The sequence below is a fragment of the Tropicibacter naphthalenivorans genome, assembly GCF_900176475.1.
In the GTDB taxonomy this organism is placed as follows: Bacteria; Pseudomonadota; Alphaproteobacteria; order Rhodobacterales; family Rhodobacteraceae; genus Tropicibacter; species Tropicibacter naphthalenivorans.
This window is the reverse complement of the sequence record NZ_FWXX01000001.1, coordinates 194,557-216,928: the sequence shown is the minus strand read 5'-3', so window position 1 is coordinate 216,928 and position 22,372 is coordinate 194,557. Positions and strand designations below refer to the sequence as shown.

Genomic DNA, 22,372 nt, shown 5'->3' with positions numbered 1-22,372 from the left:
TTAGTCCTCCTCTGATTGGGTGACGCGCCCCGGCTCTTCCAGCCCGTAACGGTCGATCTTGGCGCGCAGGCCAACGCGGGACAGGCCCAATTCGTTGGCGGCGCGGCTCTTGTTCCACTTCAGCCGCGTGAGCGTCTCGCGCAGGATGCGCATCTCGATCCGCTCGACCCGATCCTTGAGCGTGCCGGTCCCGGCCAGCACGGCCTCTTCGGCCTCGTCGCCCCGTTCGGTGCAGGGCGCGGCTTGCAGGATGTGGCGCGAGATCAGCTCGGGGCCAAGGATGGCGTCCTGCGAAAAGATCAGCATCCGCACCATTTCGTTTTCCATCTCGCGCAGGTTGCCGGGCCAGTCGTAGGCCTCAAGGAACCTCACCGCGTCCTCGGACAGGCCATGCACCGGCTTGCCGTGCTCGCTTGCGGCGGTGAACAGCAGGTTCTGCGCCAGGACCGGCACATCGCTGCGCCGTTCGCGCAGGGGCGGGACGGCCAGCGTCGCGCGGGCAAGCGCGTAGTACAGGTCCGAGCGGAACCGCCCCTCGGCCACGTCCTTGCGCAGGTCGTGAACGCTGCCCGCGAGCAGGCGGACGTTGACGCGCTGGCTTTCGACGCTGCCAAGCGGGCGGAACGAGCCTTCGGTCGCGACCCGCACCAGCGCCAGCTGCATCTGCGGCGACAGGTCCGCCACCCCGTTCAGGAACAGCGTGCCGCGGTCGGCCTTTTGCAGCAGGCCGATCTTGTTGGCGGACAGCCCCGGCAGGGCACCGCGCCGCGCGCCGAACAACTCCAGCTCCAGCAGCTCGTCCGACACGCCGGTGCAGTTGAGTTCCTGAAACGGGCGGTCCGACCGAAGGGAGCTATAGTGCATCGCCCGCGCCAGCGCCGCCTTGCCGGTGCCATTCTCCCCAAAGATCAGGACCGGCACGTCAAAGCTGGCGAACTGGCGGGCCTGCGCGATCACCGGCTCTAGCGGCGAGTTCGGCCCGCGCAGCACGTTCTCAAAGCCCAAACCCTCGCGCAGGGCTTTGCGCTGTTCCTCTAGCTTGGATTCCACCGAGCGCGACAGATACCGCATTTCCAAGCTCAGCCGCTCGTGATCGCGGTTCAGCGCAAACAGATCGGTGGCGTTCTTGGCGGTCATCAGCAGGTGATCGGGGTGCCACGGCTTGGTCAGGAACTGGTAGATCCCGGCCTCGTTGATGGCGGCGATCATATCGCTGCTTTCGGTGTAACCGGTGATGATGATCCGCACCGTTTCCGGCCAGCGGTCACGCACCTCGGTCAGGAACTCCACGCCCGTCCGCCCCGGCATCCGCTGATCGCAAAAGATCACCTGAACGTAGTTTTCTTCCATCAGGGCGGCGGCCTCATCGGCATTCGCCGCCGTCAGACAGTCGAAATCGTCCTCGAGCGCCATGCGCATGGACGCGAGCGAGTGTTCCTCGTCGTCGACCAGCAGGATGGTGGGCAGCGTGTCGGTCATTATTCCGCCGCCGCCTTGCCGGCCTTGCGGGCCAATGCGCCTTGCAGCCAGTTGAGCCAGTTGTCCATGCCCTCGCCGGTGCGGGCGCTGACGCGGATCACCTCGATGCCGGGATTCACGCGGCGCAGGTTTTTCTCATACAGGTCAAGGTCCACGTCGCAATGCGGCGCAAGGTCGACCTTGTTCAGCAGCGCGAGCCGCGAGGCGGTGAACATATCGGGGTATTTCAAGGGCTTGTCCTCGCCCTCGGTGACGGACAGGATCGCGACCTTGCAGTCTTCGCCAAGGTCAAAGCCCGCAGGACACACAAGGTTGCCGACGTTCTCGATGAACAGGAAAGAGCCTGCTTCGAGCCCGAGGTGCTCCATCGCGTGGCCGACCATGTGGCCGTCCAGATGGCAGCCCTTGCCGGTGTTGACCTGAATGGCCTTGGCTCCGGTGGCGCGGATGCGCTCGGCGTCGTTGGCGGTCTGCTGGTCGCCCTCGATGACGGCCAGAGGGTGGCTGCCGAGGCGTTCGATGGTCTTGCACAGAAGGGTGGTCTTGCCCGATCCGGGGGACGACACGAGGTTGATGGCAAAGATGCCTTGCGCGTTCAGCTTGGCGCGGTTGGCGTCGGCGTAGCGGTCGTTCTTGGCCAGAATGTCGGTCTCGATCTCGATCAGGCGGTCCTGCGACATGCCGGGAACGGCGACACCCGCCGGGCCTTTGCCATAGTGCAGATCGCCGCCGTGGTGATGGTGGTGATCGTGGCTGTGGTCATGGCTGTGGTCGTGGCTGTGATCATGATGGTGGTGATCGTGGTCATGATGGTGGTGATGATCGTGATCATGCGCGTGCGAATGACCGTGATCGTGAGAGTGGGAATGCCCTTCGAGCTTGCTGTCTCCGCAGCCGCAAACCGTACACATCAGATGACCTCCAAATCCTTGATTCTCATTTCTTCCCCGCCGGTTGGCATCAGTTTGCCGCCGCCGCAATCGGGGCAGGGCGCAAGCCGTTCGGGGATTTCGACCTCGTGCATACAGTCGTAGCACATGGCCTTTCCGGGCAGGTCGATCATGATCAGCTGCGCGCCCTCGGCGACGCTGCCGCGCATGACGACCTCGAATGCAAATTCCAGCGCGGGCTTTTCGACCCCCGCGAATTGGCCGATTTCCACGCGCACGCATTTGACGCCTTTGACATCATGGCCGCGGGTGTGATCCTCGATCACGGTGCGGATGCCTTCGCAGATCGACATCTCATGCATGGGTCGGCTCCTCTAGTTTCAGCGGCGTGCAGGGGTCGAGGATATCGACCAACAGCAGCGCCTGATCATGTTTGGCGCGGGGCAGGGACGCAAGGCTTTGGTCCATGATCCCGCCCTGTGCCAGCAGGTGATCGGTGGGCGTCACCCGCCGCAGGGCCAGAACGCGGCCCCGGTTGTCTGTGCGCGCCTCGATGGCGTAGCTGCCGCGCGCCGCCGGGACAATGGCGCAGCCGGGGGCGAGCAATTCCGGCGCGGGCAGGCGGCCCTCTTCGGCGGCTTGCAAATCAATCGCGCGGGCGGCGGTGCGCCACAGGGGGCCGCGCCCGTAGGTGTCTTCGATCCAGACCATCACCGGGTGGTCCAGGTGCCGCATGGCGACGCTGTTTTCCTGTGCGGCGCCGTTCAGCGTGGTGCCGCCTTGCGCCGTCGGCAGGGCATTGGTGCAGGCTTCACCCGGGGCAAAGCGGCTGGCGATGGTGCGCAAAAGCGGCGCGATGCCGGTGTCGCTGTCCAGATAACGGTCAAAGGCCTCGGGCGTGGCGGGAAAGCCGTCCGGCCCGATCAGCGCCTCTGTCTGGCTGGCGGACCAGTCGATGGGCAAGCCGATGCGGTCCAACCCAAGGCGAGAGGGCAGCATCACGGCCAGCCGCATGACGTGCTCGCGGCGAATGTCGGCGGACAGGTCAACCCCGTCCGGGATGGGCAGACCCAGCGCCATGCGGACCCCGACAATCTGCGCCGCACGGCACAGGTTGAAGAGACGCGGCACCAGGTCTGCCACGTGCTCGGCCGGTTTCCCACGCACCAGATCACCCACAGGAAGGGGAGTGGGGGCGATGGCGCGCAGGGAGATATCCGGTCGGTCGAGCATCTCAGGCCTCGCTTGCCAATCCAGCGGTCAGAACCTGACGGCGGGTGGGGGCTTCGGGCAATTCGGGGACCTCTTCGGCGGCGGCTTGGGCCTCTTCAGCCTCTGCTTCGGCGGCTTCCTCGGCGGCGGCCACAGCGGCGAGCTCCTCTTCGCGGGCGGCGCGGATGTCGGCGGAGCGGTCGGTCTCGGCGCGGTGTTCCTCCTGGAAGAGGGCCACCATCACCGCATTGGCCACGTCCACGGCCTGCGCCTGCGTTTTGAAGTCATTCATCGGCGAGAAGAGCGAGCAGGCCTTGTAGCCGCCCACCATTTCCCGGGTGTTGTGGATGAACTCATAATCCCCCGATTCAAAAGAGATAATCTCTTTTTCACCGGCGCGCAGGTCGGACCAATCCTCGCCCTCGGCGGGCAGCTGGATCAGGTTCATGAACCACGGCGAGATCAAGACGCCAAGCGGGCGGCCCTGATACATGCGCCAGCCCACCGCCTGCACGTGCAGCAGCTTGTTGACCAGCGGCACGTCGCGCATCTTGGCGTGCCAGACTTCGGTAAAGTCGGTCACCAGAGCGTTGGTTTTCGCCCCGATTTCAGCGGCTTCGCGCATCTCGTCGCTGCCGGGATCTTCGGAGACAAGGAACTGTTCCTTGGGCGCGTCGCAGTTCGGGCAGCCCCAGTCGTCGGGCAGCGCGATGAACGGCGTGCCCGGCAGGATCGAGCGCGTGTCGTCGCCTTCGGCCGGATCGTAGGGCGTCCAGCAGATCTTGCACTCCATGATCGCGCGCGGGCTGATCTTGTCATTCGCGCCGAGGAAAGAGCCTTCGAACCCGCTCATCGGATCGCCTCGATCACTTCGATGATGCGCTCGCCACTGTCGGTCAGGTCTTCGGCTGCGGCAAGGGCCACTTCGGGCATGGTGGTGACTTCGAAGGTGTCCAAAATCAGCGTGTCCATCGAGTTGAAGAACTGCACGCGCCAGACAAACGGCGTGGCGGTGGCGGTGATGCGGCAGTTGCCGTAGCCGCGCGACAGGATGTCGACCGCGCCGGTGCCCAGCGTCGCGTCGAGCCATGCCAGATCGGCTTCGGTGTGCGGCAGCAGGGTCAGGTTGATGACGTGCAGCTCGGCGTCCGGGCCGTAGGCGGCGGATTTGTCTTGCAGTTCGACCAGCAGCGGCGGCGCGTTGACCACCTGCGGGCTTTTGGGCGCGTCGGGGTTGCCCGCACGGCGCGCGTTAAAGGCACGCTCATAGGCCATGCGCGGGGCCGAGCCGACCTCGATCTTGTCGATGCTTGCGCCCTTGAGCATCCAGACGCCGGCAAAGACGCTTTCCTGCGCGGCCACGGCGGGAACGCCCTGCATCTTGATCGCCACCTCGCCAGAGCCCATGGTCTCTGTGATCAGGTCGCGGTTGGCCTTGTCCAGACCCGACAGGTCAAAGGTGGCGTTGTCCGCACCCTGACCGGATGCCAATGAGGCCTGCGCAATCTCGCGCAAAAGGTCGAGACCGGGCTTGAGGCTTTCGTCGAATTCCACCTCGGGGATATGCGGCGAATAAGACCGCATGTCCTGCGGCATCGGCATGTATTCCAGTTCCTTGCCGTCTTCGCCGGGGGACTGAGAGCCGGGGCCGTAGCCTGTCGGCGGCATCATGAAGTTGCTGACCATTTGAGTTTCCCTCCCTAAATCTTATTCCGCCGCGACGGGCGGCTTTGCGAGGATCTGGGCGATCCGCGCCATGTAATCGTCCCAGTCGCGGACCTTGGGGATGCCGCCGATCAATTCACCGTCGCGGTAAAAGATCACGCTGGGGGTTTTGAGAACCTTGGTGCGCTCGCGCAGTTCGGTTTCAACGGCGTCGCCCACCACGGCGGCGTCAAACTTGCCCTGAAAGGCTTGTTTCAGCTCGGGCAGGATGACGGCGACATCGGCGCTTTCGAGGTTGCGCTTGGGGTCGCCCGGCACAAACAGGGCGTGGGCGCCGGGCTGCTCGACAAAGGCGGTCAGATCGCCAGAGGTGTCCAGCATCGGCCAGCCGAATTCGGTGTTAAGGCGGGTAATCAGGGGATGGCTCATGGGTGTCCTCTCATCCGGTGGAGTGGCCCGCATCCAGCGCGGCCTGAAGGTGGGGGGGCAGTTGCGGCGTGGCCTCGTCGAGATCGGCAAAGGCTTTGCCCAGCTCGCCGCCGGTCATAAGGCTGCGCAGACCGTGCAGCGCCTTGGAGATCTTGTCGGCCTCATCGGCGCTGATCACTTCGCGGGCGCAGCCCAGAAAGGTCAGCACCCATTGGCCGGGTTCGACCGGGCCGGTCAGCGACAGATCGATCAAGACCTCTCGGCCATCCTCCAGCGCGGTGGCGGCGATGCCATCGACGCTGAGGATCTGAACGGGCTGTCCGACGCACATGGCTTAGGACGCCTGCGGGAAAAAGCGGTCGTCGCCGGTGCGGCAGGCCTCTTCGGCGGAGGGGCGGCCCTCTTCGTAGGCGGTGTGGCGGATCGACTCGTGGGCCAGATCGGTCTCGTCGCCCTTGCCGGGGCGGTAGGCGACACCAAGCTGTTTCAGCTCGTGCAGGGCGACCTCGATCGCCGGGTCGATCTGGCGCTGCACCACGGCGCGCAGACCGCCGCCGTAATCCTCGAGCTCTTCGGGCTGGCAGCCGATCAGGATCAGACGCTCGGGGCATTGGTTCATCAGTTGCGCGGTGGCGATCACGTCCTGAAAGCCGGTCTGGTGCAGCGACATCTTTTTCGCGCCCATAAAGGCCGGAACCTCGTCATCCTTGACGATCTTGAGCGTCCCGGCGGGCAGGCCGTAGTCGACCGCATCGAACACCAGCAGCACGTCGGCCTCTTCGAGGAAGGGCAGCAGGTACAGCCCCTGCGTGCCCCCATCCAAAAGCTGTACATTGTCGTCAAAGGCCCATGCTTCGGCCAGCCGTTCAACGCAGCGCACGCCAAAGCCTTCGTCGGCCCACAGCACATTCCCGATGCCCATGATCAGCACTTTTGGCTGCATAGCTTCCTCCCTTTAACTGTCATGCGGGTGGTTACCCGCCTTTCGGTTTGTCCGTTGGATGCCAAGATGCCAGACGATTTGCCCCCAAAACAGAAAAACGCCTCTGAGATGCCTTTTTAAATTTCTGTTAACTTTCAGGCGGTTGGAGGCGTTTTTGGGCGGTGCGCGGATGTATACTGTAAGGTTTCTATCCGATTTGTCTTAACAGTGGAAAGTAAATACGCAAAAAAGAAAGGCGAGCCGCAGCCCGCCTTCCTGTTTTCAGTGATTCCGGTAAGTGCCTTAGCACTTTGGCGCTTTAGTCCGCGCGGTCATCCTTGAACGTGCGGTGACCAGAGATCATGGTCGAGACGATGGACTGGCGGGACATGATGTCTTCGCGGATCGCCACGTAGATGTGGATGATCATGAAGATCACGATGAACCACATGCCAAGGTGATGGACCGAGTGGATGATCTGGCTGTTGCCGCCCAGGGTCAGAACCCAGCCGAACATGGCGTGCAGGGTGCTGTCCGCGCCCAGACCTTCGGCATAGAGCGCAAGGCCGGTGATGATCATAAAGGTCAGACCAACGGTCATGAACATGAACATCGCCAATTGCGCCAGCGGGTTGTGGCCCACGTACTTTTTGGGCTCGCTTTCCATGAACAGGTACCACCGGATCTCGAACAGCAGTTCCGCCCACCAATGCTTGTTAAAGATCGGAATGTAGAACAGTTGTTTCGAGTGGTGGTTGCCAAAGAACGCCCAGTAGATGCGGCCGATAAAGCCCACCGTCAGCACCCAACCGGCTGCAAAATGCGCAAAGCGCGTGTAGCCAAAGATGAACTGATGGGTGGCCTCACCGATCTGCATCGACGGAAAGGGATTGCCGATGAACCAGCCGGTGATGCACAGGATGAAAATCGCCAGCGCGTTGGTCCAGTGCCACAGGCGCACGGGCGCCTCGTAGACATAGACCGACGTGCGCTTGCGGATGCTTTCGAGATCCTGCTCGGTCGCGTCCCCGGTCAGCTTGGAGGTGGGCAAAGGCTGCACCCCCGGATTGGCCGAGTGAATTTGTTGTCCGTCGCTTACGCGATCACTCATTGCCCTTCCTCCGGTCAACCCGGCGCAGTGCAAAGGCAACAACGCCTGCCAGAACGATCACGCCAAGGCCGTGCACCGGCGAAAAGGCGTAGTGAGCGGCCCCGGTCAGCCCTGCATCATGGCCCGTGTGGGCCATGGCAGGGGAGGCGAAGATCGCGGTAAGACCTGCAAGTCGTTTCATTTGGATACTCCTCCCGGGGTTGGTTAGCGGACCTTGACTTCGGTCAGCTCTTCGCCGTCCGGCGACATGACGTGCGTGGAACAGGCAAGGCAGGGGTCAAAGCTGTGCAGGGTGCGCAGGATTTCGACCGGCTCCTCGGGGCGTTCCATCGGGGTGTTCATCAGCGACGCTTCGAACGCGCCGATGTTGCCCGCGGTGTCACGCGGAGAGCCGTTCCAGGTCGTGGGAACCACACACTGGTAGTTCTCGATCCGGCCGTCCTTGATCTTGATCCAGTGACCCAGAGCGCCGCGCGGCGCTTCGGTCATGCCAACGCCCTTGGCTTCCTTGGGCCAGGTCGAGGGATCCCACTTTTCGATGTTCGCCGTGGTCTCATCCCCGTTCTTGATGTTGGTGACCAGCTTGTCGAAGAAGTGCTTTTGCAGGCGACCACAGTACTCGGATTCCAAGGCGCGCGCCGCGGTGCGGCCCAGCGTCGAGAACAGCGCCTCGACCGGCAGGTCCATGTCGCGCAGCAGGCCGTCGACCTGATCCTTGATGTCCTCGTGACCCTTGGCGTAGCCGACGACGTAGCGCGCCAGCGGGCCCACTTCCATCGCGTGACCGCGCCAGCGGGGGGCCTTGATCCAGCTGTACTTGCCCTCTTCGTCGAGCTGCTTGATGTTGGTCTTGGTGCCAACGGCGTTCGGACCCAGCTCGTAGTTGGGCTCGGTGACGCCATCCCACGGGTGCAGACCTTTGCCCGGCTCGCCGTAGGTGTACCAGCTGTGGTCGACGAATTCCTGAACCTGCTCGGGGTCGCGGACGTCCACATCGTGCACGGTCGACAGATCGCCATTGATGATCGCGCCGCGCGGCAGGTGCAGCTGCTCGGGCGAGAAATCGTTGGGGTTCTCGGGGATGTCGCCATAGGCAAGGCACGCCTGCGAGGACAGACCGCCCCCATACAGCCAGTTCTTGTAGAAGCCGCCAATGGCTTTGACGTCGGGCAGGTAGACGTTCTTGTTGAACTCGATGCACTTGTCGATGATCGACGAGACAAGGTTGAGGCGTTCCATGTTGATCGCGCCAACGGCACCGGTGCCGTGGACGTTGATCGGGCAGGGCACGCCGCCCACCAGCCAGTTCGGGTGCGGGTTCTTACCACCAAAGATGGTGTGAACCTTGACGATCTCTTTTTGCAGATCGAGCGCTTCGAGGTAGTGGGTCGTCGCCATCAGGTCCGCCTCGGGCGGCAGTTTGTAGGCGGGGTTGTCCCAGTAGCCGTTCTTGAACAGGCCCAGCTGGCCGGATTCAACGAACTTTTTCAGGCGGTTCTGCACGTCGCGGAAGTAGCCGGGCGAGGACAGCGGGTGGTTCGGACCCACCATCTGTTGCAACTCGGACGTCGCCTTGGGGTCCGCTTTGAGCGCGTTGATCGGGTTGACCCAATCCAGCGCGTGCAGGTGGTAGAAGTGCACGACGTGGTCGTGAATTTCCAGGTTCAGCTGCATGATGTTGCGGATGGAGTTCGCGTTGTCGGGGATTTCAATCCCCAGCGCGTCTTCCACAGCGCGGACCGAGGTCAGCGCGTGCGTGCCGGTGCAAACGCCGCAGATGCGTTCCACAAAGGCCCAGGCGTCGCGCGGGTCACGGCCCTTGACGATCACTTCGAGGCCACGCCACATGGTGCCGGTGGACACGGCGTTGCGGATCACGCCTTCGTCGTCCACGTTCACTTCGCAGCGCATGTGGCCTTCGATCCGGGTGACGGGATCGACGACGATCCGTTTGCCGCTGTTGTCGAGGTTGAACCCGTTAGGTGTCTGAACGACCATGGTTTACACCTCCTCCTTGCTCGATTGAGTCTTTTTCTGTGCGGCCTTCAGAGCACTGACGGCGGCGTGGGCAGCGACGCCTGCGCCCACGACACCGGCAGCGGCAAGGCCAACCTTGTCGGCATTGGCCTCGACCCCGAATTGGGTCAGATCGGTCACGCGATCATAGAAGCTGCCCTGATCCCAGAAGCCATCTTCGGAACAGCCGATACAGCCGTGGCCCGATTGGATCGGGAAGGACACGCCTTCGTTCCAGCGCACGGTGGAACATGCGTTGTAGGTGGTCGGGCCTTTGCAGCCCATCTTGTACAGGCAATAGCCCTTGCGCGCGTTCTCATCGTCCCAGGCTTCGACGAATTGCCCGGCGTCAAAGTGCGGACGGCGGTAGCATTTGTCGTGGATCCGCTGCGAGTAGAACATCGCCGGGCGACCCTGACGGTCGAGTTCCGGCATACGGTCAAAGGTCAGCATGTAGGTGATCACACCGGTCATGACTTCGGCGATGGGCGGGCAGCCCGGAACCTTGATGATCGGCTTGTCCTTGATGACCTTGTGGACCGGGGTGGCCTGCGTCGGGTTCGGCTTGGCGGCCTGCACACAGCCGTAGGATGCACAGGCACCCCAGCTGATGATCGCCTTGGCGTCCTTGGCCGCGTGGCGCAGCTTTTCCACAAAGGGCTTGCCGCCGGTGATGCAGAACATGCCGTCCTCGTTCAGGGGCGGGTTGCCCTCGACCGCGAGGATGTAGTTGCCCTTGTACTTTTCGATGGTCTCTTCGAAGGCGGCTTCGGCGGCGGTGCCAGCGGCGGCCATCAGGGTGTCGTCATAGTCGAGAGAGATCATCGACAGGACCACGTCCTTGGCCAGCGGGTGCGCCGAGCGGATGAAGGACTCCGAGCAGCAGGTGCATTCCAGGCCGTGGACCCAGATGACTGGCGTGCGCGGTTTGGTTTCCATGGCGTGCGCGATTTTCGGCACCATGGCGGGGCTCAGGCCCAGGGCTGCTGCGGTGAGCGAGCAGTACTTCATGAAGCTGCGGCGGGTAATCCCCTGCCGACGCATCACGTCATAAAAGGTTTCGATCTGGCTCATTGGTCCTCCCGTGATCCACGATTCGGGATGGAATGCGATTGCATACACCTCCCGCTGATTATCGGTTTCCCATGGGTGGCGGCGCGGTTCCAAAGAAATGCGCATCTTTCAGGCATCTTGAAAAAAGCCCGGTTTCACAGAAGGTTAACAAAGGATTGACGGGGGGTGTTGCAGGTGCAGCCGGATGGGTGGTAACCGCCCTGCCGGCCGCTCTGGAAGGTGTCTTACCGGTGGGCCTGATGCTGCGCCGCAGCGATGACCGCTTGGCCCAGGGCCAGCCCGCCGTCTCCGGCAGGGGTGGTGCGATGGGTCAGGACAGGCACATCCCCCAGTGCCTTGGTGGTCAGCTCCAGCAGCAGCGCGTTCTGGAAACAGCCCCCCGACAGGGCCACGGCCTGCGCTTGGCCAGAGGTCACCAGCGCGCGCGCCTTGGCCGCAAAGTGACTTGCCACCCATTGGTGAAAGGCAAAGGCCATCTGACCGGGCGTATGCCCGCCGCGCGCCAGCCCGTCGGCGATATTGTAGAACAGCGCGTCGGTGCCGATCGCGGGGCGGGTGCCAAAGCCTGCGGTGTCGGACCACGTCTTGCCAAGGGCCTCGGACTGCGGGCTGCGGGTGGCCAGTGCCTCAAGCTGCATGGCGGCCTCGCCCTCGTAGGATTGCGGGCCTTGCAGGGTCAGCAGCAGCGCGGCCACCGCATCGAACAGCCGCCCCACGCTGGAACAGGCCGGGGCGTTCAGCCCCTTGGCGGCGGCCATGCGCAGCATCGCGCGCGGCTGGTCCGGGAACAGGCTGTCGGCGCGGTCCTCGCACCCCGCCTGATCCAAGCGCACCAGCGCGTTGCGCCACGGCTCCTTTGCGGCCATGTCACCCCCGACCAAGGGGGCCGGGGCGAGCCATGCCTTGCGCTCGAAGCCGTGGTAATCGCCCAGCAAAACCTCTCCGCCCCAGACGGTATTGTCCGCGCCCAGCCCGGTGCCATCAAGGATGATCCCCGCCACCTTGCCGCCGTCCAAAGGCCAGAGGTTTTCAGCCAGACAGGACGCCAGATGCGCGTGATGGTGCTGCACTTGGGTCAGGTGCAGCCCTTCGCGCTCGGCCCGTTCGGCCCCGTGGCGCGAGGGGCGAAAGTCCGGGTGCAGGTCCACCGCGACGGCGCTGGGGGCATGGTCGAACAGCGCCGCATAGTCGCGGTCGGCATTCAGAAACGCGTCCCACGTCAGCGGCTCGTCCAGCTCGCCAAGGTGGTGGCCCAGCAGCGCCTGACCGTTTTTCACAAGGCAAATCGCGCCCTTCATCTGCCCGCCGTAGGCCACGACCTGCGTGTCGGCGAACCCCGGCGGCAGGGGCAGCGTCCCCGGCACCCGCCCGCGCGCGCGGCGCAGGACCATGGGCGGGGCGGCGCGCTCGACACTGTCGTCCAGACGGCGGGCGATGTCGCGGTTGTGCATGACAAAGGCGTCGGCAAAGGCGGTCAGTTTCTCGCGTGCCTCGGCGTTTGTGATGACCTGCGGCTCGCCGCTGAGGTTGCCAGAGGTCATGACGAGCGGGCCTTGGAGGGCGTCCATCAGCAGGTGGTGCAGCGGCGTATACGGCAGCATCCAGCCCAGCTGGGTCATTCCGGGGGCGAGGTCTTGGGGCAGGGGTTCGGGGCCTTTGTCCAGCAGAACGATGGGCGCGGCGGGGTCGCGCAGCAGGGCTTCGGCGGCGTCGGTGACTTGGGCGTAGCGGCGCAGGTCCTCCATCCGCGCCATCAGCGCCAGCGGCTTGGACGGCCTGCGTTTGCGGGTGCGCAGAAGCGCCACGGCGTCTGCGTCCAAGGCATTCACCGCCAGATGGAACCCGCCCAAGCCCTTGATCGCAAGGATTTCTCCGGCTTGCAGGCGGCGCGCGGCCTCGGGCAGCCAAGCTTCCGTTTCCGCGCCGTCCGCCTCTAGCCAGACCTTGGGCCCGCAGGCCGCACAGGCCACGGGCTGCGCGTGAAAGCGGCGGTCGGCGGGGTTGTCATACTCGGCTTGGCAGGCGGCGCACATTTCAAAGGGCGCCATGGTGGTCTGCGCGCGGTCGTAGGGCAGCCCTTGCAGGATGGTGAAGCGCGGCCCGCAGTGGGTGCAATTGGCAAAGGCATAGCCATGCCGCCGCTCACCCGCATCGCGGATTTCGGCCAGACAATCGGGGCAGGTGGCGGCATCGGGGGTCACGCGCGTCTCGGCCCCGGTGCCTTGCGAGGCGGCGATGGTGAAGGCCTCCGGCGCGAGGGTATCCAGCGGAAAGGCCTCGAGTGCATCGACGCGCGCCAGCGGCGGGGCCTCGGCCCGCAACGCCTGCATAAAGCCGTCCAGATCGGGGCCAAAGGCGCGGATCAACACGCCTTCGGGGTCGTTCAGAACTTCACCCGTCAGGCCAAACCGCTGCGCCAATTGCCAGACGAAGGGGCGAAAGCCGACGCCTTGGACCTGCCCGCGCACACGGATCAGACGCCCCGTCAATGGACCGTACAGACCATGCAGGGGTCAAAGCTGCGCACGATGTGCTGCACGCTAAGCGGGGCGTCTTCGCCCTCCCGGACCTCGGCCCCGACAAGGGCGGCTTCGAGCGGTCCCGGCACGCCCTGCGCGTCGCGGGGGCTGAAGTTCCACGTGGTCGGCGCGATGATCTGGTAGTTCGCGATCTGCCCGTCTTCGATCCGCAGCCAGTGGCCCAAAGCGCCGCGAGCCGCCTCGACGAGGCCAACGCCGGTGCCGTCGCGCGGCAGGTCAATATGGGCCATAAACGGCTCGGACGGGATGATCCGGTCCAGTAGGCTTTCGGCGGCGATATGCGCGCGGGCCAGTTCCAACAGCCGCCCCATGACGCGGGCGCGCACCGACGCCTCGGCCGCGAGGGCCAGTGCCAAGGGATGCCCGTCGATGGCTTGCCGCGCCAGTGCGCCGGTCTCGTACCCGAGGCCGTCCAGACGCGGGGCTTTGCACCAGCTGTAGGCGTCCTCGCGCATGGCCTCATCGGGCAGGGTCTGGCCGTTTAGCGGCGCTTGGGTGCCGCCCAGCATCCACGCGTGCGAGACGTCTTCGGTGATGGCGGTTTCGTCCAGCGGGTGGGGCGTTTCACCCGCCAAGGTGCCGCGTTTGAACACATGCCCGTCGGGGCCGGGGTAGGCGCCAAAGCTGAGATAGCGGCCTGCGCCGATGCCCGATTGGTCGAGCCGCAGGTCTTGGCTGACCTCGTTGAACAGGCCGATGTCCCCCGTCTCCCATGCGTTCAGCTGGTCGAGGGTCGCCAGTTCGGCAAAGGTTTCCAAGGGCGCGCCGAACATCTGCCCTTCGAGGTATTTGCGAAAGGCGGTGAGGCTGGCCTTGATGCGGATCTTGTCGCGGGACGAGGGCGCGCGGGTCACGCCGCCGGGCTGGATCGCGAGGGTGTGGGGCCACTTGCCGCCCAGCATCCCGACGATGTGCAGCAGCCGCGCGCGGGCATCCACGGCGGCGTGCAGGCCTGCGCCTTTGACAGCAGTAAAGCGATCCACCACGCGGTCGTGCCACGCACGGCCCGCATAGCCGGGGCGGGCGAAATCGGGCATGAAGAACAGGTTGAAATGGGTCATATGGTCGGACTGGTTTTCCACCATATGGAGCAAAGCCGCCACCCGCGCGCCCATGGGCGCAGGCAAGCCCCCCGCCGCATCCGCCAAGGCAAAGGCCGCCGCCGCGCTTTGCGAGATCGAGCAGATGCCGCAGATGCGCGGGGTGATCGTCAGCGCGTCCAGCGGGCCTTTGCCCAGCAACATCCGTTCAAATCCGCGAAACAGCGGAGAGTTCACGTAAGCGGCCTGAACCTGACCTTCGGAGACGTCAAGACGGACCTCCAGATCGCCTTCGACCCGGTTGAAGGGGCCAACCAACAGTTGCGTTTCGCTCATGATTTGGGGCGCCTCAGGGTCGGGGGGATTTCGATGCGGTCCGCGGTTGCGTTGATCTCGATCCGCTTGGGGGTGGCCTTTTTCGACAGCGAGGCGAGCGCCATGAACCACGCCTTTGGCATGTCGGTGGGCAGGCCGATGGGGATGCCCGCGAATTTCGGCGTTTCGGTAAAGCCATGGCCCGGCTCTTCGAATTCGGGGGCGGTGCAGTTGATGCAGGGGTATCCCGCGCGGGTGCACGACCCTTCGCCGTTCCACGACCGGATGTTGCAATCGCCCACCGCCTGCGTGCCGATACAGCCAAGGTTTTCCATCATGCAGCCCATTTCCGACAGCTCGGTGGCGCTGGCCTTGTATTCGTAAAACTCATTTTTGGGGCAGGCGTGGTGCACGAGGTGATCGGCGTAGAACCGGGGCCGGGCAAAGCCATCCAGATCGCCGGTCCCCAAAGCGCCATCGGCCAGCATCAGCAGCGTTTCGGTGACCCAGTCGGGGTGCGTCGGGCAGCCCGCGACGTTGATGACCGGCAGGCCCGAACGGCTGGTGAACTCGGCGTTCAGCGCGCCGCCTTTGTGCCCACCGTCATATTGCACGCCCACCGCGTCGGCGGGGTTCTCGCCGGTCGAGGTGACGCCGCCAAAGGTCGCGCAGGTGCCCACGGCGACCACGTGCTGGGCGCGCGGGGCGAGCGATTGCACCCAGTCCAGCATGGACCGACCCGTGCCCGCCAGCATGTGATAGCGCCCGGTGCCGTTTGGGCCGCGCAGGATGGACCCTTCGATACACAGTACGTCCAGCGGCTGTTCCCCGGCCTCGATCGCCTCTAACAGTCGCCGCACCGGCGCGCCGGTCATTTCCGAAATCGACGGGTGCCAAAGCAGGTCGATCCCAGCACCGTCCAGCAGGTCCATCACGTTGGGATCCTCGGCACAGAGCAGCGACATGGTGCAGCCGCCGCAGCCCGCAGATTGCAGCCAAAGCATATTCATCGCGCCTCTCCCCTTGGCAGGCGGATTTGAAAGCACGCGCCCGGGCCGCGCTTGGTCAGCAGTTCCAGCTTGCCGCCGTGCTCTTCGATGATCTTGTAGGAAATCGACAGGCCAAGGCCGGTGCCCTTGCCCACGTCCTTGGTTGTGAAAAACGGGTCAAAGATCGCCCGCGCGGTGTCGTCGTCGATGCCGGGGCCGCTGTCGCACAGCTCCAGCACGGCGCAGTCGCCGTCATAGGAACAGTGGATGCAGATCGTGCGGGTGTCCTGCCCGTCCATGGCGTCCACGGCGTTCTGGATCAGGTTCATCAGGACCTGCTGGATGTGGCCGGGGCGGCCCATGACCTCTAGGCGGTCCTCGCCGGAATAGGTGATGTCCAGCGCCGCCTTGGTGCCGCGTTCGATCCAGTTGGCGGCGACGCGGGCGATCTCGGCCAGATCAAAGCGCGTCACCTCGCCAGAGCCATCGGCGGACAGGCGGCGCAGGTCTTCGACGATGTCGCGCACCCGCTCGGCCCCGTCACGCGCGCCCTTGATCGCCTGACCAAAGTTCTTGAGGTTGCGGTCGAGCTTCAGCTCCTGGCGCAGGGCCACCAGTTCCTCGCGCGAGGCGCCGGCCTGCACCCGGTCAAAGTAGCTTTCGAACCGGCCAAGGTATTTTTCCAGCGTATGGGTGTTGGCGTAGACAAAGCTGATGGGGTTGTTCAACTCATGCGCGACCCCGGCCAGCAGACGCCCCAGCGAGGCCAGCTTTTCGTTGCGCACCAGCTGACCTTGGGCGGCTTTGAGTTCCTCGTGACTGCGGTTCAGCTCGGCATAGGCGCGCATCAGTTCGCCCAAGGGACGGCCCGTCAGGACGACACCGGTGGCCTTGCGCCGCCGGTCCAGACGCGGGGCGATGCGGAATTCCACCGGGTCGCGCCCGTGCAGGCCGATCACGTCCACCGCCACGGTGACTTCTGCGCGGCTGGCGATGGCCTCGCGCACGGCCTGCATCAGCTGGGCGCGGTGATCTTCGGCCACGAAGTCGCGGATGGCGCGGCCCGACAGATCCTCGACCTCTAGGCCCAGCACCGCGCAGAACGATCCGCTGGCATCGGCGATATGGCCTTCGCGGTCGGCCACCACGAGGTAGTCGCTGATCGAGACCATGATCGAGGACAGGAAATTGCGCAGCGTCGTCAGCTCGGCGTTGCGGGTTTCCAGCTGCTCTTGGTAGTCGACCAGCTCGGCATAGGTGCGGTCCATGGCTTCGAGCACGTCGGCCCAAGCCTGATCCCCCAATCCGCCGATCTGCGGGTCCATGTCTGCGGTGCTCATGCGCGCGTTTTCCAGATTGCCGTTGCGCTGAACCTATGCAGGATGACGTGCAAAGGAAAGAGGAAGGGACCGATGCGCAAGGTCATCGTGATCGGAGCAGGCATCAACGGCGTCTCGGCGGCGATCTGGCTGCGGCGGATGGGCGCGGATGTAACCTTGGTGGACAAGGGCTTACCGGGGCAGGGGGCGTCCTTTGGCAATGCAGGGGTCTTGGCCGCCAGCGCGGTGGTGCCGCTGACCACGCCGGGGCTGATGACCAAGGCGCCGGGGATGCTGCTGGACAGCGACTTTCCGCTTTTCATGCGCTGGGGATACTTGCCGCGCATGGTGCCGTGGCTGCTGCGCTATGCGGCCCACGCCAATGACCGCGACACGCGGCGGATCGCGGCGGCGCTGCTGCCGGTGATCGGCGATACGCTGGATCAGCACCTGGCCCTGACCGAAGGTTTGCCCTCGCGGCGGTTCATTGCCCCCAGCGATTACACCTTTGCCTACGCCAGCCGCGCGGCGTTTCAGGCCGACCGCTACACGTGGGATTTGCGCCGTTCGGCGGGGTTCGAGCCAAAGCTGCTCGAGGGCGACGCTTTGCGCGCTTATGAACCCACGCTTGGCTCCGCCATTCGCTGCCTCGGGGTGCTGGGCGGGCATGGCCATATCCTCGACCCCGGCGGCTATGTTGCCGCTCTGGCTGCGGATTTCGCGGCCATGGGCGGAACGGTGATGCAGACCGAGGTGCAGGACGTCACGCTAGAGGCGGGCCAAATCACTGAGGTCCTGACCTCCCAAGGCACACTCCCCTGTGACGCCGCCGTCCTTTCCGCTGGGGTCTGGTCCGGCCCGCTGGCGCGCCGCCTTGGCCTGCGCGTGCCTATGGAGTCAGAGCGCGGCTACCACCTGATGCTGCGCGGCGTGTCCGGTGGCCCCAAGGTGCCGGTCATGGTCGAAAGCGGCAAGTTCGTCGCGACCCCCATGGCGGAGGGCCTGCGCCTTGCGGGGATCGTCGAGTTCGGCGGCCTGCGCGCCTCGGCCAGCCGCGCCCCGCTGGAATTGCTCCGCCGCCAGGCGCGTCGCGCCTTTCCGGGCCTGACATGGCAAAGCGAAGAGCCATGGATGGGCCACCGCCCCGCGCCCTCGGACAGCCTGCCGCTGGTGGGGGAAATCGGCAAGACAGGCGTCTTCACCGCCTTCGGCCACCACCACATCGGCCTGACCGGCGGGCCAAAGACGGGCCGCTGGGTGGCAGGCCTGATCGCGGGGCAGCCGACAAACGCAGACCTCGCCCCTTACGATCCGAACCGCTTCAGGCGTTAGTCCCAGCCATATGCACTAAGCGCGAGGCCCAATCGTCACCTCGCAATTGCTCAACCCCTCGACGCTGGCACAACACACATCACCGACGCTCAGCGCCCCAACCCCCGCCGGCGTCCCGGTCATCACCAGATCGCCGGGCTTTAGCGTCACCGCGTGCGACAGGATGGAAATCACCTCGGGCACCGACCAGATCAACTCTGCCAGATCGGCGTCCTGCCGGACCTCGCCATTCACCGTCAACTTGATCGACCCGGCGGAAGGATGCCCCACCTCGGACACATGGTGGATCGGCCCAATCACCGCCGAATTGTCAAAGGCCTTGCCCCAATCCCAAGGCCGCCCCAACTCGCGCGCCGCCATCTGCAAATCCCGCCGCGTCAGGTCATTGCCGACGCCGTAGCCCCAGACATGCCCCAAGGCCTCTTCCTTTGAGATCTTCGACCCGCCCAGCCCGATGTAAACCACCATCTCGGCCTCGTAATGCAGGTCCTCGGTCAGCGGCGGATAAGGCACCTCCTGCCCACTATCCACCACCGCATCCGCAGGCTTGGTGAAAAAGAACGGCGGCTCGCGATCCGGGTCACGGCCCATCTCGCGCGCATGGGCGGCATAGTTGCGCCCCACGCAGAAAATCCGCCGCACCGGCAGACGATCCTCTACCCCAGCCACAGCCACCGACGCGACCTGCGGCGGATCAATCAAAAACCCCATGTCTCTTCCTTCGTCAGAGCAAACATCCGAAAAACCCCAAGCGCCCTTGGTCTTCTTCTCTTTAAAAATATCCCGGGGGGAACCGCTCTGCGGTGGGGGGCAGCGCCCCCCTTACACCCTAAAGGGGCTCCCCTCCGGTGACACGCGCAGCGCCCCTCACACGCCGCCCTAGCGGATCACCAACACCGCCTGATTGGCATGGCGCACCACCCGCGCCGCGTTCGGCCCCACAAGGTAGTCGCGCAGCTCGGGCCGATGCGCGCCCACCACAATAACATCGGCGTCTATGCGGTCCGCCAGCCGGATGATCTGGTCATAAACCGTGCCTTGGGTGGCGTGGATGTGCGGCTCCGGCGCCCCGGCCAAAGCCTCGGACGCCCAGGCCTGCAACGCCTCATAGGTCTCGTCGCGCACGCGCTTGGAAAACTCCGGCCCAAAGGCAGAGCCCACAAGGTTGAACCCCATCTCGGGCAGCACCGTCGTCACATGCAGCTCTGCCCCGCACATCTTTGCCAGCTCGCCGCCCTTTTGCGCCGCACGCAACGCCCCCGCGGTGTCGTTCAGATCGACGGCCAGAAGGATTTTCTTGAACATCTCTCAACTCCTTTAGAACGCAGGCTGGGTGGCGCGCGGGCGCTGGATCATCACGACCCCCGCCAGCAGCAGCAACGCCGGGATAAAGAACAGCTCCTTGGGCAGGCGATCGCGCTCGACCTGAACCGACGTCACGACCACCGGATCGTCGGCGTAATAGTCGAACTCCTGCCCGCTGACCGGGGCGATAAGGTCCGGCCCGCCAAAGGGCTCTTCAAGCTTGAGCACACCGTCCTCTTCAAAGGTCGCCAGACCCTGCGCGCTGAGCGTTTCGGCCCCCGCAGAGGGCAGAACGATGGTCACGGGCCGCACCTCGAAGGTGTCGAAATCCGGGCCTTGGACCGTGATGCGCACGTCTTGGCCCTGCGGCACATCGGCCATCAATTCCAGCGCGGCGGGGCCGGTTGCGGTCTCATATTTTTCGGACACCTGATCCAGGAAGAACCCGGGCCGGAACAGCATGAACGCAATCAGCAGCAGCGCCGCGCTTTCCCATTTGCGGGACTTGGCGATGAAGTAGCCTTGGGTGGCGGCGGCAAACAGAAGCATCGCCAAAAGTGCCACAAAGAAGATGAACACCGCCTTGAAGAGGCCGACGTCGATCAACAGCAGATCAGTGTTGAAGATGAACAGGAACGGCAGCAGCGCGGTGCGGATGTCATAGGCAAAGCCTTGGATACCGGTCTTGATCGGATCGCCCCGGCTGATGGCGGCTGCGGCATAGGCGGCAAGGCCCACGGGCGGCGTGTCATCGGCCAGAATGCCAAAGTAGAACACGAACATATGCACGGCGATCAGCGGCACGATCAGCCCCGCCTGCGCGCCAACGCTGACGATCACCGGGGCCATGAGCGAGGACACCACGATATAGTTCGCCGTGGTCGGCAGACCCATCCCAAGGATCAGCGACAGGATCGCCACGAGGATCAGCAGGATGATCAGGTTCCCGCCAGAGATCACCTCGATCACCTGGCCGATGACCTGATGCGCGCCGGTCAGGCTGATGGTGCCGACGATGATGCCCGCAGCCCCTGTCGCTACGCCGATGCCAATCATATTACGCGCGCCCAGCACAAGGCCCGCGACAAAGTCGGCCCAGCCTGCGCGTGCCTCAAGGCCCACGTCATGGCCACGGAACATGGCTTTGATCGGGCGATGGGTCAGCGCGATGATGATCATAAAGATCGTCGCCCAAAAGGCCGAGAGGGCAGGGGACAGACGTTCCAGCCCCTCGGTGCGCACCATCAGGTTCCACACGAGGATAAAGATCGGAATGGCGAAGTACAGCCCCGAGATCAGCGTCGGCGTCAGACGGGGCGCTGTGGGGGCACCGTCTGCGTCGTTGTCCTCGGGGATTTCCGGCAGGCCCGCCGCGATCTTCAGCAGCAGAACATACAGCACCGCGACAATGGCGACCGAGGCGTAGACGCTTTCGCCCATGACCGGGTCCAGCAGGGCGCGCAGGCCGACCATGGCAAAGGCCAGAACGCCAAGGAAGATAAAGCCCGACAGGAAGAGGATCAGGATCATCAGAACGCCGATCTTGCGCCCCGGCTTGTCCAGCCCCTTGAGGCCCATTTTCAGGCTTTCCAGATGGACGATATAAAGCAGCGCGATATAGCTGATGACCGCTGGCAAAAAGGCGTGTTTGACCACGTCGATGTAGGGAATATTGACGTATTCCACCATCAAAAAGGCCGCAGCCCCCATGACCGGCGGCGTCAGCTGGCCGTTGGTCGAAGAGGCAACCTCGACCGCGCCGGCCTTTTCGGCGGGAAAGCCGATGCGCTTCATCAGCGGGATGGTAAAGGTGCCGGTGGTCACGGTGTTGGCGATGGACGAGCCAGAGATCATGCCGGTCAGCATGGAGGACAGGACCGACGCCTTGGCAGGCCCGCCGCGCAGCGCGCCCAAAAGCGCAATGGCGACCTTGATGAACCAGTTGCCGCCCCCCGCGCGATCCAGCAGCGCGCCAAACAGCACGAACAAAAAGATCATGGTGGTGGAGACACCCAAAGCGACGCCAAAGACGCCCTCGGTCTGCATCCAGTAGTGGCCCAAGGCTTTGGACAGGGAGGCGCCGCCATAGTTGGTGATATTGCGCGCCCACTCCGAGTAGCCGCCGAAAAAGGCAAAGGCGATAAAGGCGCTGGCAATGATCACCAGCGGCAGGCCCAGCGAGCGGTAGACCGCGACCATCAGGACAAGCATCCCGATGGCGGACATGGTGATGTCGGTGGTGGTCCACAGACCGGGGCGGTCGGCGATCTCGAACCGAAAGACGACCAGGTAGAGGCAGGCGGAAATGCCCAGCAACATCAAGGCCCAGTCATACCACGGAATGCGATCCTTGGGCGCGCTGGGCGTCAGGGGAAAGGCCATGGTCGCAAGGGCGATGGCAAAGGCGAGGTGCACGTAGCGCGCCTGGGCGACGATATTGGCAAAGATGTTCATGCCCGTGGCCTGCGCCACCATCCCCGGCACGCGGCTGGCGATGTAGAGCTGGAACAAGGACCAGACGATGCAGGTGCCGAAAATCAGCTTTGCCTGCCACGCGATGGACGGATTGCGCGCGCCGGTGTCGGCCTCTGCGACCATGTCGTCGGCTGTACGATCCACTGAAGGCTGATCTACCATCGCCTTACCCCCTAAAGTGTTGTTTGACAAAAGGCTGCGCCCGGCCCACCCGGCGGCGCAAGCTTTGCGATCGGAACGCGGGGGGCATGAGGCCGCA

The 22,372-nt window shown here is 64.5% G+C and carries 21 protein-coding genes; 1 reads left to right on the top strand and 20 read right to left on the bottom strand.

The genetic code is table 11. The features are described from left to right. From B9A11_RS00985 to B9A11_RS00905, 17 genes are all read right to left on the bottom strand, one after another. Positions 1 to 1,479, bottom strand: coding sequence for a sigma-54-dependent transcriptional regulator (locus B9A11_RS00985; RefSeq protein ID WP_058246198.1), 1,479 nt, complete (start codon positions 1,477 to 1,479; stop codon positions 1 to 3). Then, positions 1,479 to 2,390 carry a hydrogenase nickel incorporation protein HypB gene (hypB, locus tag B9A11_RS00980; RefSeq protein ID WP_058246199.1) on the bottom strand — a complete coding sequence of 304 codons (912 nt, stop codon included), beginning with the start codon at positions 2,388 to 2,390 and terminating at the stop codon, positions 1,479 to 1,481. The genes B9A11_RS00985 and hypB overlap by 1 nt, the downstream gene beginning before the upstream one ends. Further along, a complete protein-coding gene (gene hypA, locus B9A11_RS00975; protein WP_058246200.1) occupies positions 2,390 to 2,731 on the bottom strand; it encodes a hydrogenase maturation nickel metallochaperone HypA in 342 nt (113 codons plus the stop codon). The genes hypB and hypA overlap by 1 nt, the downstream gene beginning before the upstream one ends. Continuing rightward, complete coding sequence (locus B9A11_RS00970; protein ID WP_058246201.1) at positions 2,724 to 3,602, bottom strand: hypothetical protein; 879 nt, start codon at positions 3,600 to 3,602, stop codon at positions 2,724 to 2,726. Before B9A11_RS00970 ends, hypA begins: the two co-directional genes overlap by 8 nt. Position 3,603: 1 nt before the next feature. Continuing rightward, a complete protein-coding gene (locus tag B9A11_RS00965; protein ID WP_058246202.1) occupies positions 3,604 to 4,434 on the bottom strand; it encodes a [NiFe]-hydrogenase assembly chaperone HybE in 831 nt (276 codons plus the stop codon). Beyond that, positions 4,431 to 5,267, bottom strand: a complete 837-nt coding sequence (locus B9A11_RS00960; protein ID WP_058246203.1) for a hydrogenase expression/formation protein — start codon at positions 5,265 to 5,267, stop codon at positions 4,431 to 4,433. Before B9A11_RS00960 ends, B9A11_RS00965 begins: the two co-directional genes overlap by 4 nt. A 21-nt stretch (positions 5,268 to 5,288) precedes the next feature. After that, positions 5,289 to 5,675, bottom strand: a complete 387-nt coding sequence (locus B9A11_RS00955; RefSeq protein WP_058246204.1) for a thioredoxin domain-containing protein — start codon at positions 5,673 to 5,675, stop codon at positions 5,289 to 5,291. Between the two features lie 10 nt (positions 5,676 to 5,685). Further along, complete coding sequence (locus B9A11_RS00950) at positions 5,686 to 6,006, bottom strand: HypC/HybG/HupF family hydrogenase formation chaperone (protein ID WP_058246205.1); 321 nt, start codon at positions 6,004 to 6,006, stop codon at positions 5,686 to 5,688. A gap of 3 nt (positions 6,007 to 6,009) precedes the next feature. Beyond that, positions 6,010 to 6,618, bottom strand: a complete 609-nt coding sequence (locus B9A11_RS00945) for a HyaD/HybD family hydrogenase maturation endopeptidase (protein WP_058246206.1) — start codon at positions 6,616 to 6,618, stop codon at positions 6,010 to 6,012. A 298-nt stretch (positions 6,619 to 6,916) separates the two neighbouring features. Further along, a complete protein-coding gene (gene cybH, locus B9A11_RS00940) occupies positions 6,917 to 7,708 on the bottom strand; it encodes a Ni/Fe-hydrogenase, b-type cytochrome subunit (protein WP_058246207.1) in 792 nt (263 codons plus the stop codon). After that, complete coding sequence (locus B9A11_RS00935) at positions 7,701 to 7,889, bottom strand: hypothetical protein (RefSeq protein ID WP_058246208.1); 189 nt, start codon at positions 7,887 to 7,889, stop codon at positions 7,701 to 7,703. The genes cybH and B9A11_RS00935 overlap by 8 nt, the downstream gene beginning before the upstream one ends. A gap of 23 nt (positions 7,890 to 7,912) precedes the next feature. Next, positions 7,913 to 9,706 carry a nickel-dependent hydrogenase large subunit gene (locus B9A11_RS00930; RefSeq protein ID WP_058246209.1) on the bottom strand — a complete coding sequence of 598 codons (1,794 nt, stop codon included), beginning with the start codon at positions 9,704 to 9,706 and terminating at the stop codon, positions 7,913 to 7,915. A 3-nt stretch (positions 9,707 to 9,709) separates the two neighbouring features. Beyond that, positions 9,710 to 10,798 carry a hydrogenase small subunit gene (locus B9A11_RS00925; protein ID WP_058246210.1) on the bottom strand — a complete coding sequence of 363 codons (1,089 nt, stop codon included), beginning with the start codon at positions 10,796 to 10,798 and terminating at the stop codon, positions 9,710 to 9,712. A 224-nt stretch (positions 10,799 to 11,022) separates the two neighbouring features. After that, on the bottom strand, positions 11,023 to 13,287 hold the full coding sequence (gene hypF / locus B9A11_RS00920) for a carbamoyltransferase HypF (protein WP_058246211.1): 2,265 nt from the start codon (positions 13,285 to 13,287) through the stop codon (positions 11,023 to 11,025). After that, positions 13,284 to 14,714: a nickel-dependent hydrogenase large subunit gene (locus tag B9A11_RS00915; RefSeq protein ID WP_058246212.1), complete on the bottom strand. Its 1,431-nt coding sequence runs from the start codon at positions 14,712 to 14,714 to the stop codon at positions 13,284 to 13,286. Before B9A11_RS00915 ends, hypF begins: the two co-directional genes overlap by 4 nt. Next, positions 14,711 to 15,703 carry an NADH-quinone oxidoreductase subunit B family protein gene (locus tag B9A11_RS00910; RefSeq protein WP_058246213.1) on the bottom strand — a complete coding sequence of 331 codons (993 nt, stop codon included), beginning with the start codon at positions 15,701 to 15,703 and terminating at the stop codon, positions 14,711 to 14,713. The genes B9A11_RS00915 and B9A11_RS00910 overlap by 4 nt, the downstream gene beginning before the upstream one ends. Beyond that, positions 15,700 to 17,022, bottom strand: a complete 1,323-nt coding sequence (locus B9A11_RS00905) for a sensor histidine kinase (protein WP_058246214.1) — start codon at positions 17,020 to 17,022, stop codon at positions 15,700 to 15,702. Before B9A11_RS00905 ends, B9A11_RS00910 begins: the two co-directional genes overlap by 4 nt. Between B9A11_RS00905 and B9A11_RS00900 the strand changes: the two genes are divergently transcribed. Further along, the gene (locus B9A11_RS00900; RefSeq protein ID WP_370736524.1) at positions 16,936 to 18,333 is read left to right on the top strand and encodes an NAD(P)/FAD-dependent oxidoreductase; all 1,398 of its coding nucleotides are present in this window, start codon (positions 16,936 to 16,938) and stop codon (positions 18,331 to 18,333) included. The genes B9A11_RS00905 and B9A11_RS00900 overlap by 87 nt on opposite strands. Positions 18,334 to 18,348: 15 nt before the next feature. On the opposite strand, the gene B9A11_RS00895 is transcribed toward B9A11_RS00900, so the two are convergent. The 3 genes from B9A11_RS00895 to B9A11_RS00885 all read right to left on the bottom strand — a co-directional run bounded on the left by B9A11_RS00895 (position 18,349) and on the right by B9A11_RS00885 (position 22,275). Further along, positions 18,349 to 19,044, bottom strand: coding sequence for a fumarylacetoacetate hydrolase family protein (locus B9A11_RS00895; protein ID WP_058246216.1), 696 nt, complete (start codon positions 19,042 to 19,044; stop codon positions 18,349 to 18,351). 168 nt (positions 19,045 to 19,212) lie between these two features. Next, positions 19,213 to 19,638: a universal stress protein gene (locus B9A11_RS00890; RefSeq protein ID WP_058246217.1), complete on the bottom strand. Its 426-nt coding sequence runs from the start codon at positions 19,636 to 19,638 to the stop codon at positions 19,213 to 19,215. Between the two features lie 12 nt (positions 19,639 to 19,650). Continuing rightward, positions 19,651 to 22,275: a TRAP transporter permease gene (locus B9A11_RS00885; protein ID WP_058246218.1), complete on the bottom strand. Its 2,625-nt coding sequence runs from the start codon at positions 22,273 to 22,275 to the stop codon at positions 19,651 to 19,653. Positions 22,276 to 22,372 lie beyond the last annotated feature (97 nt).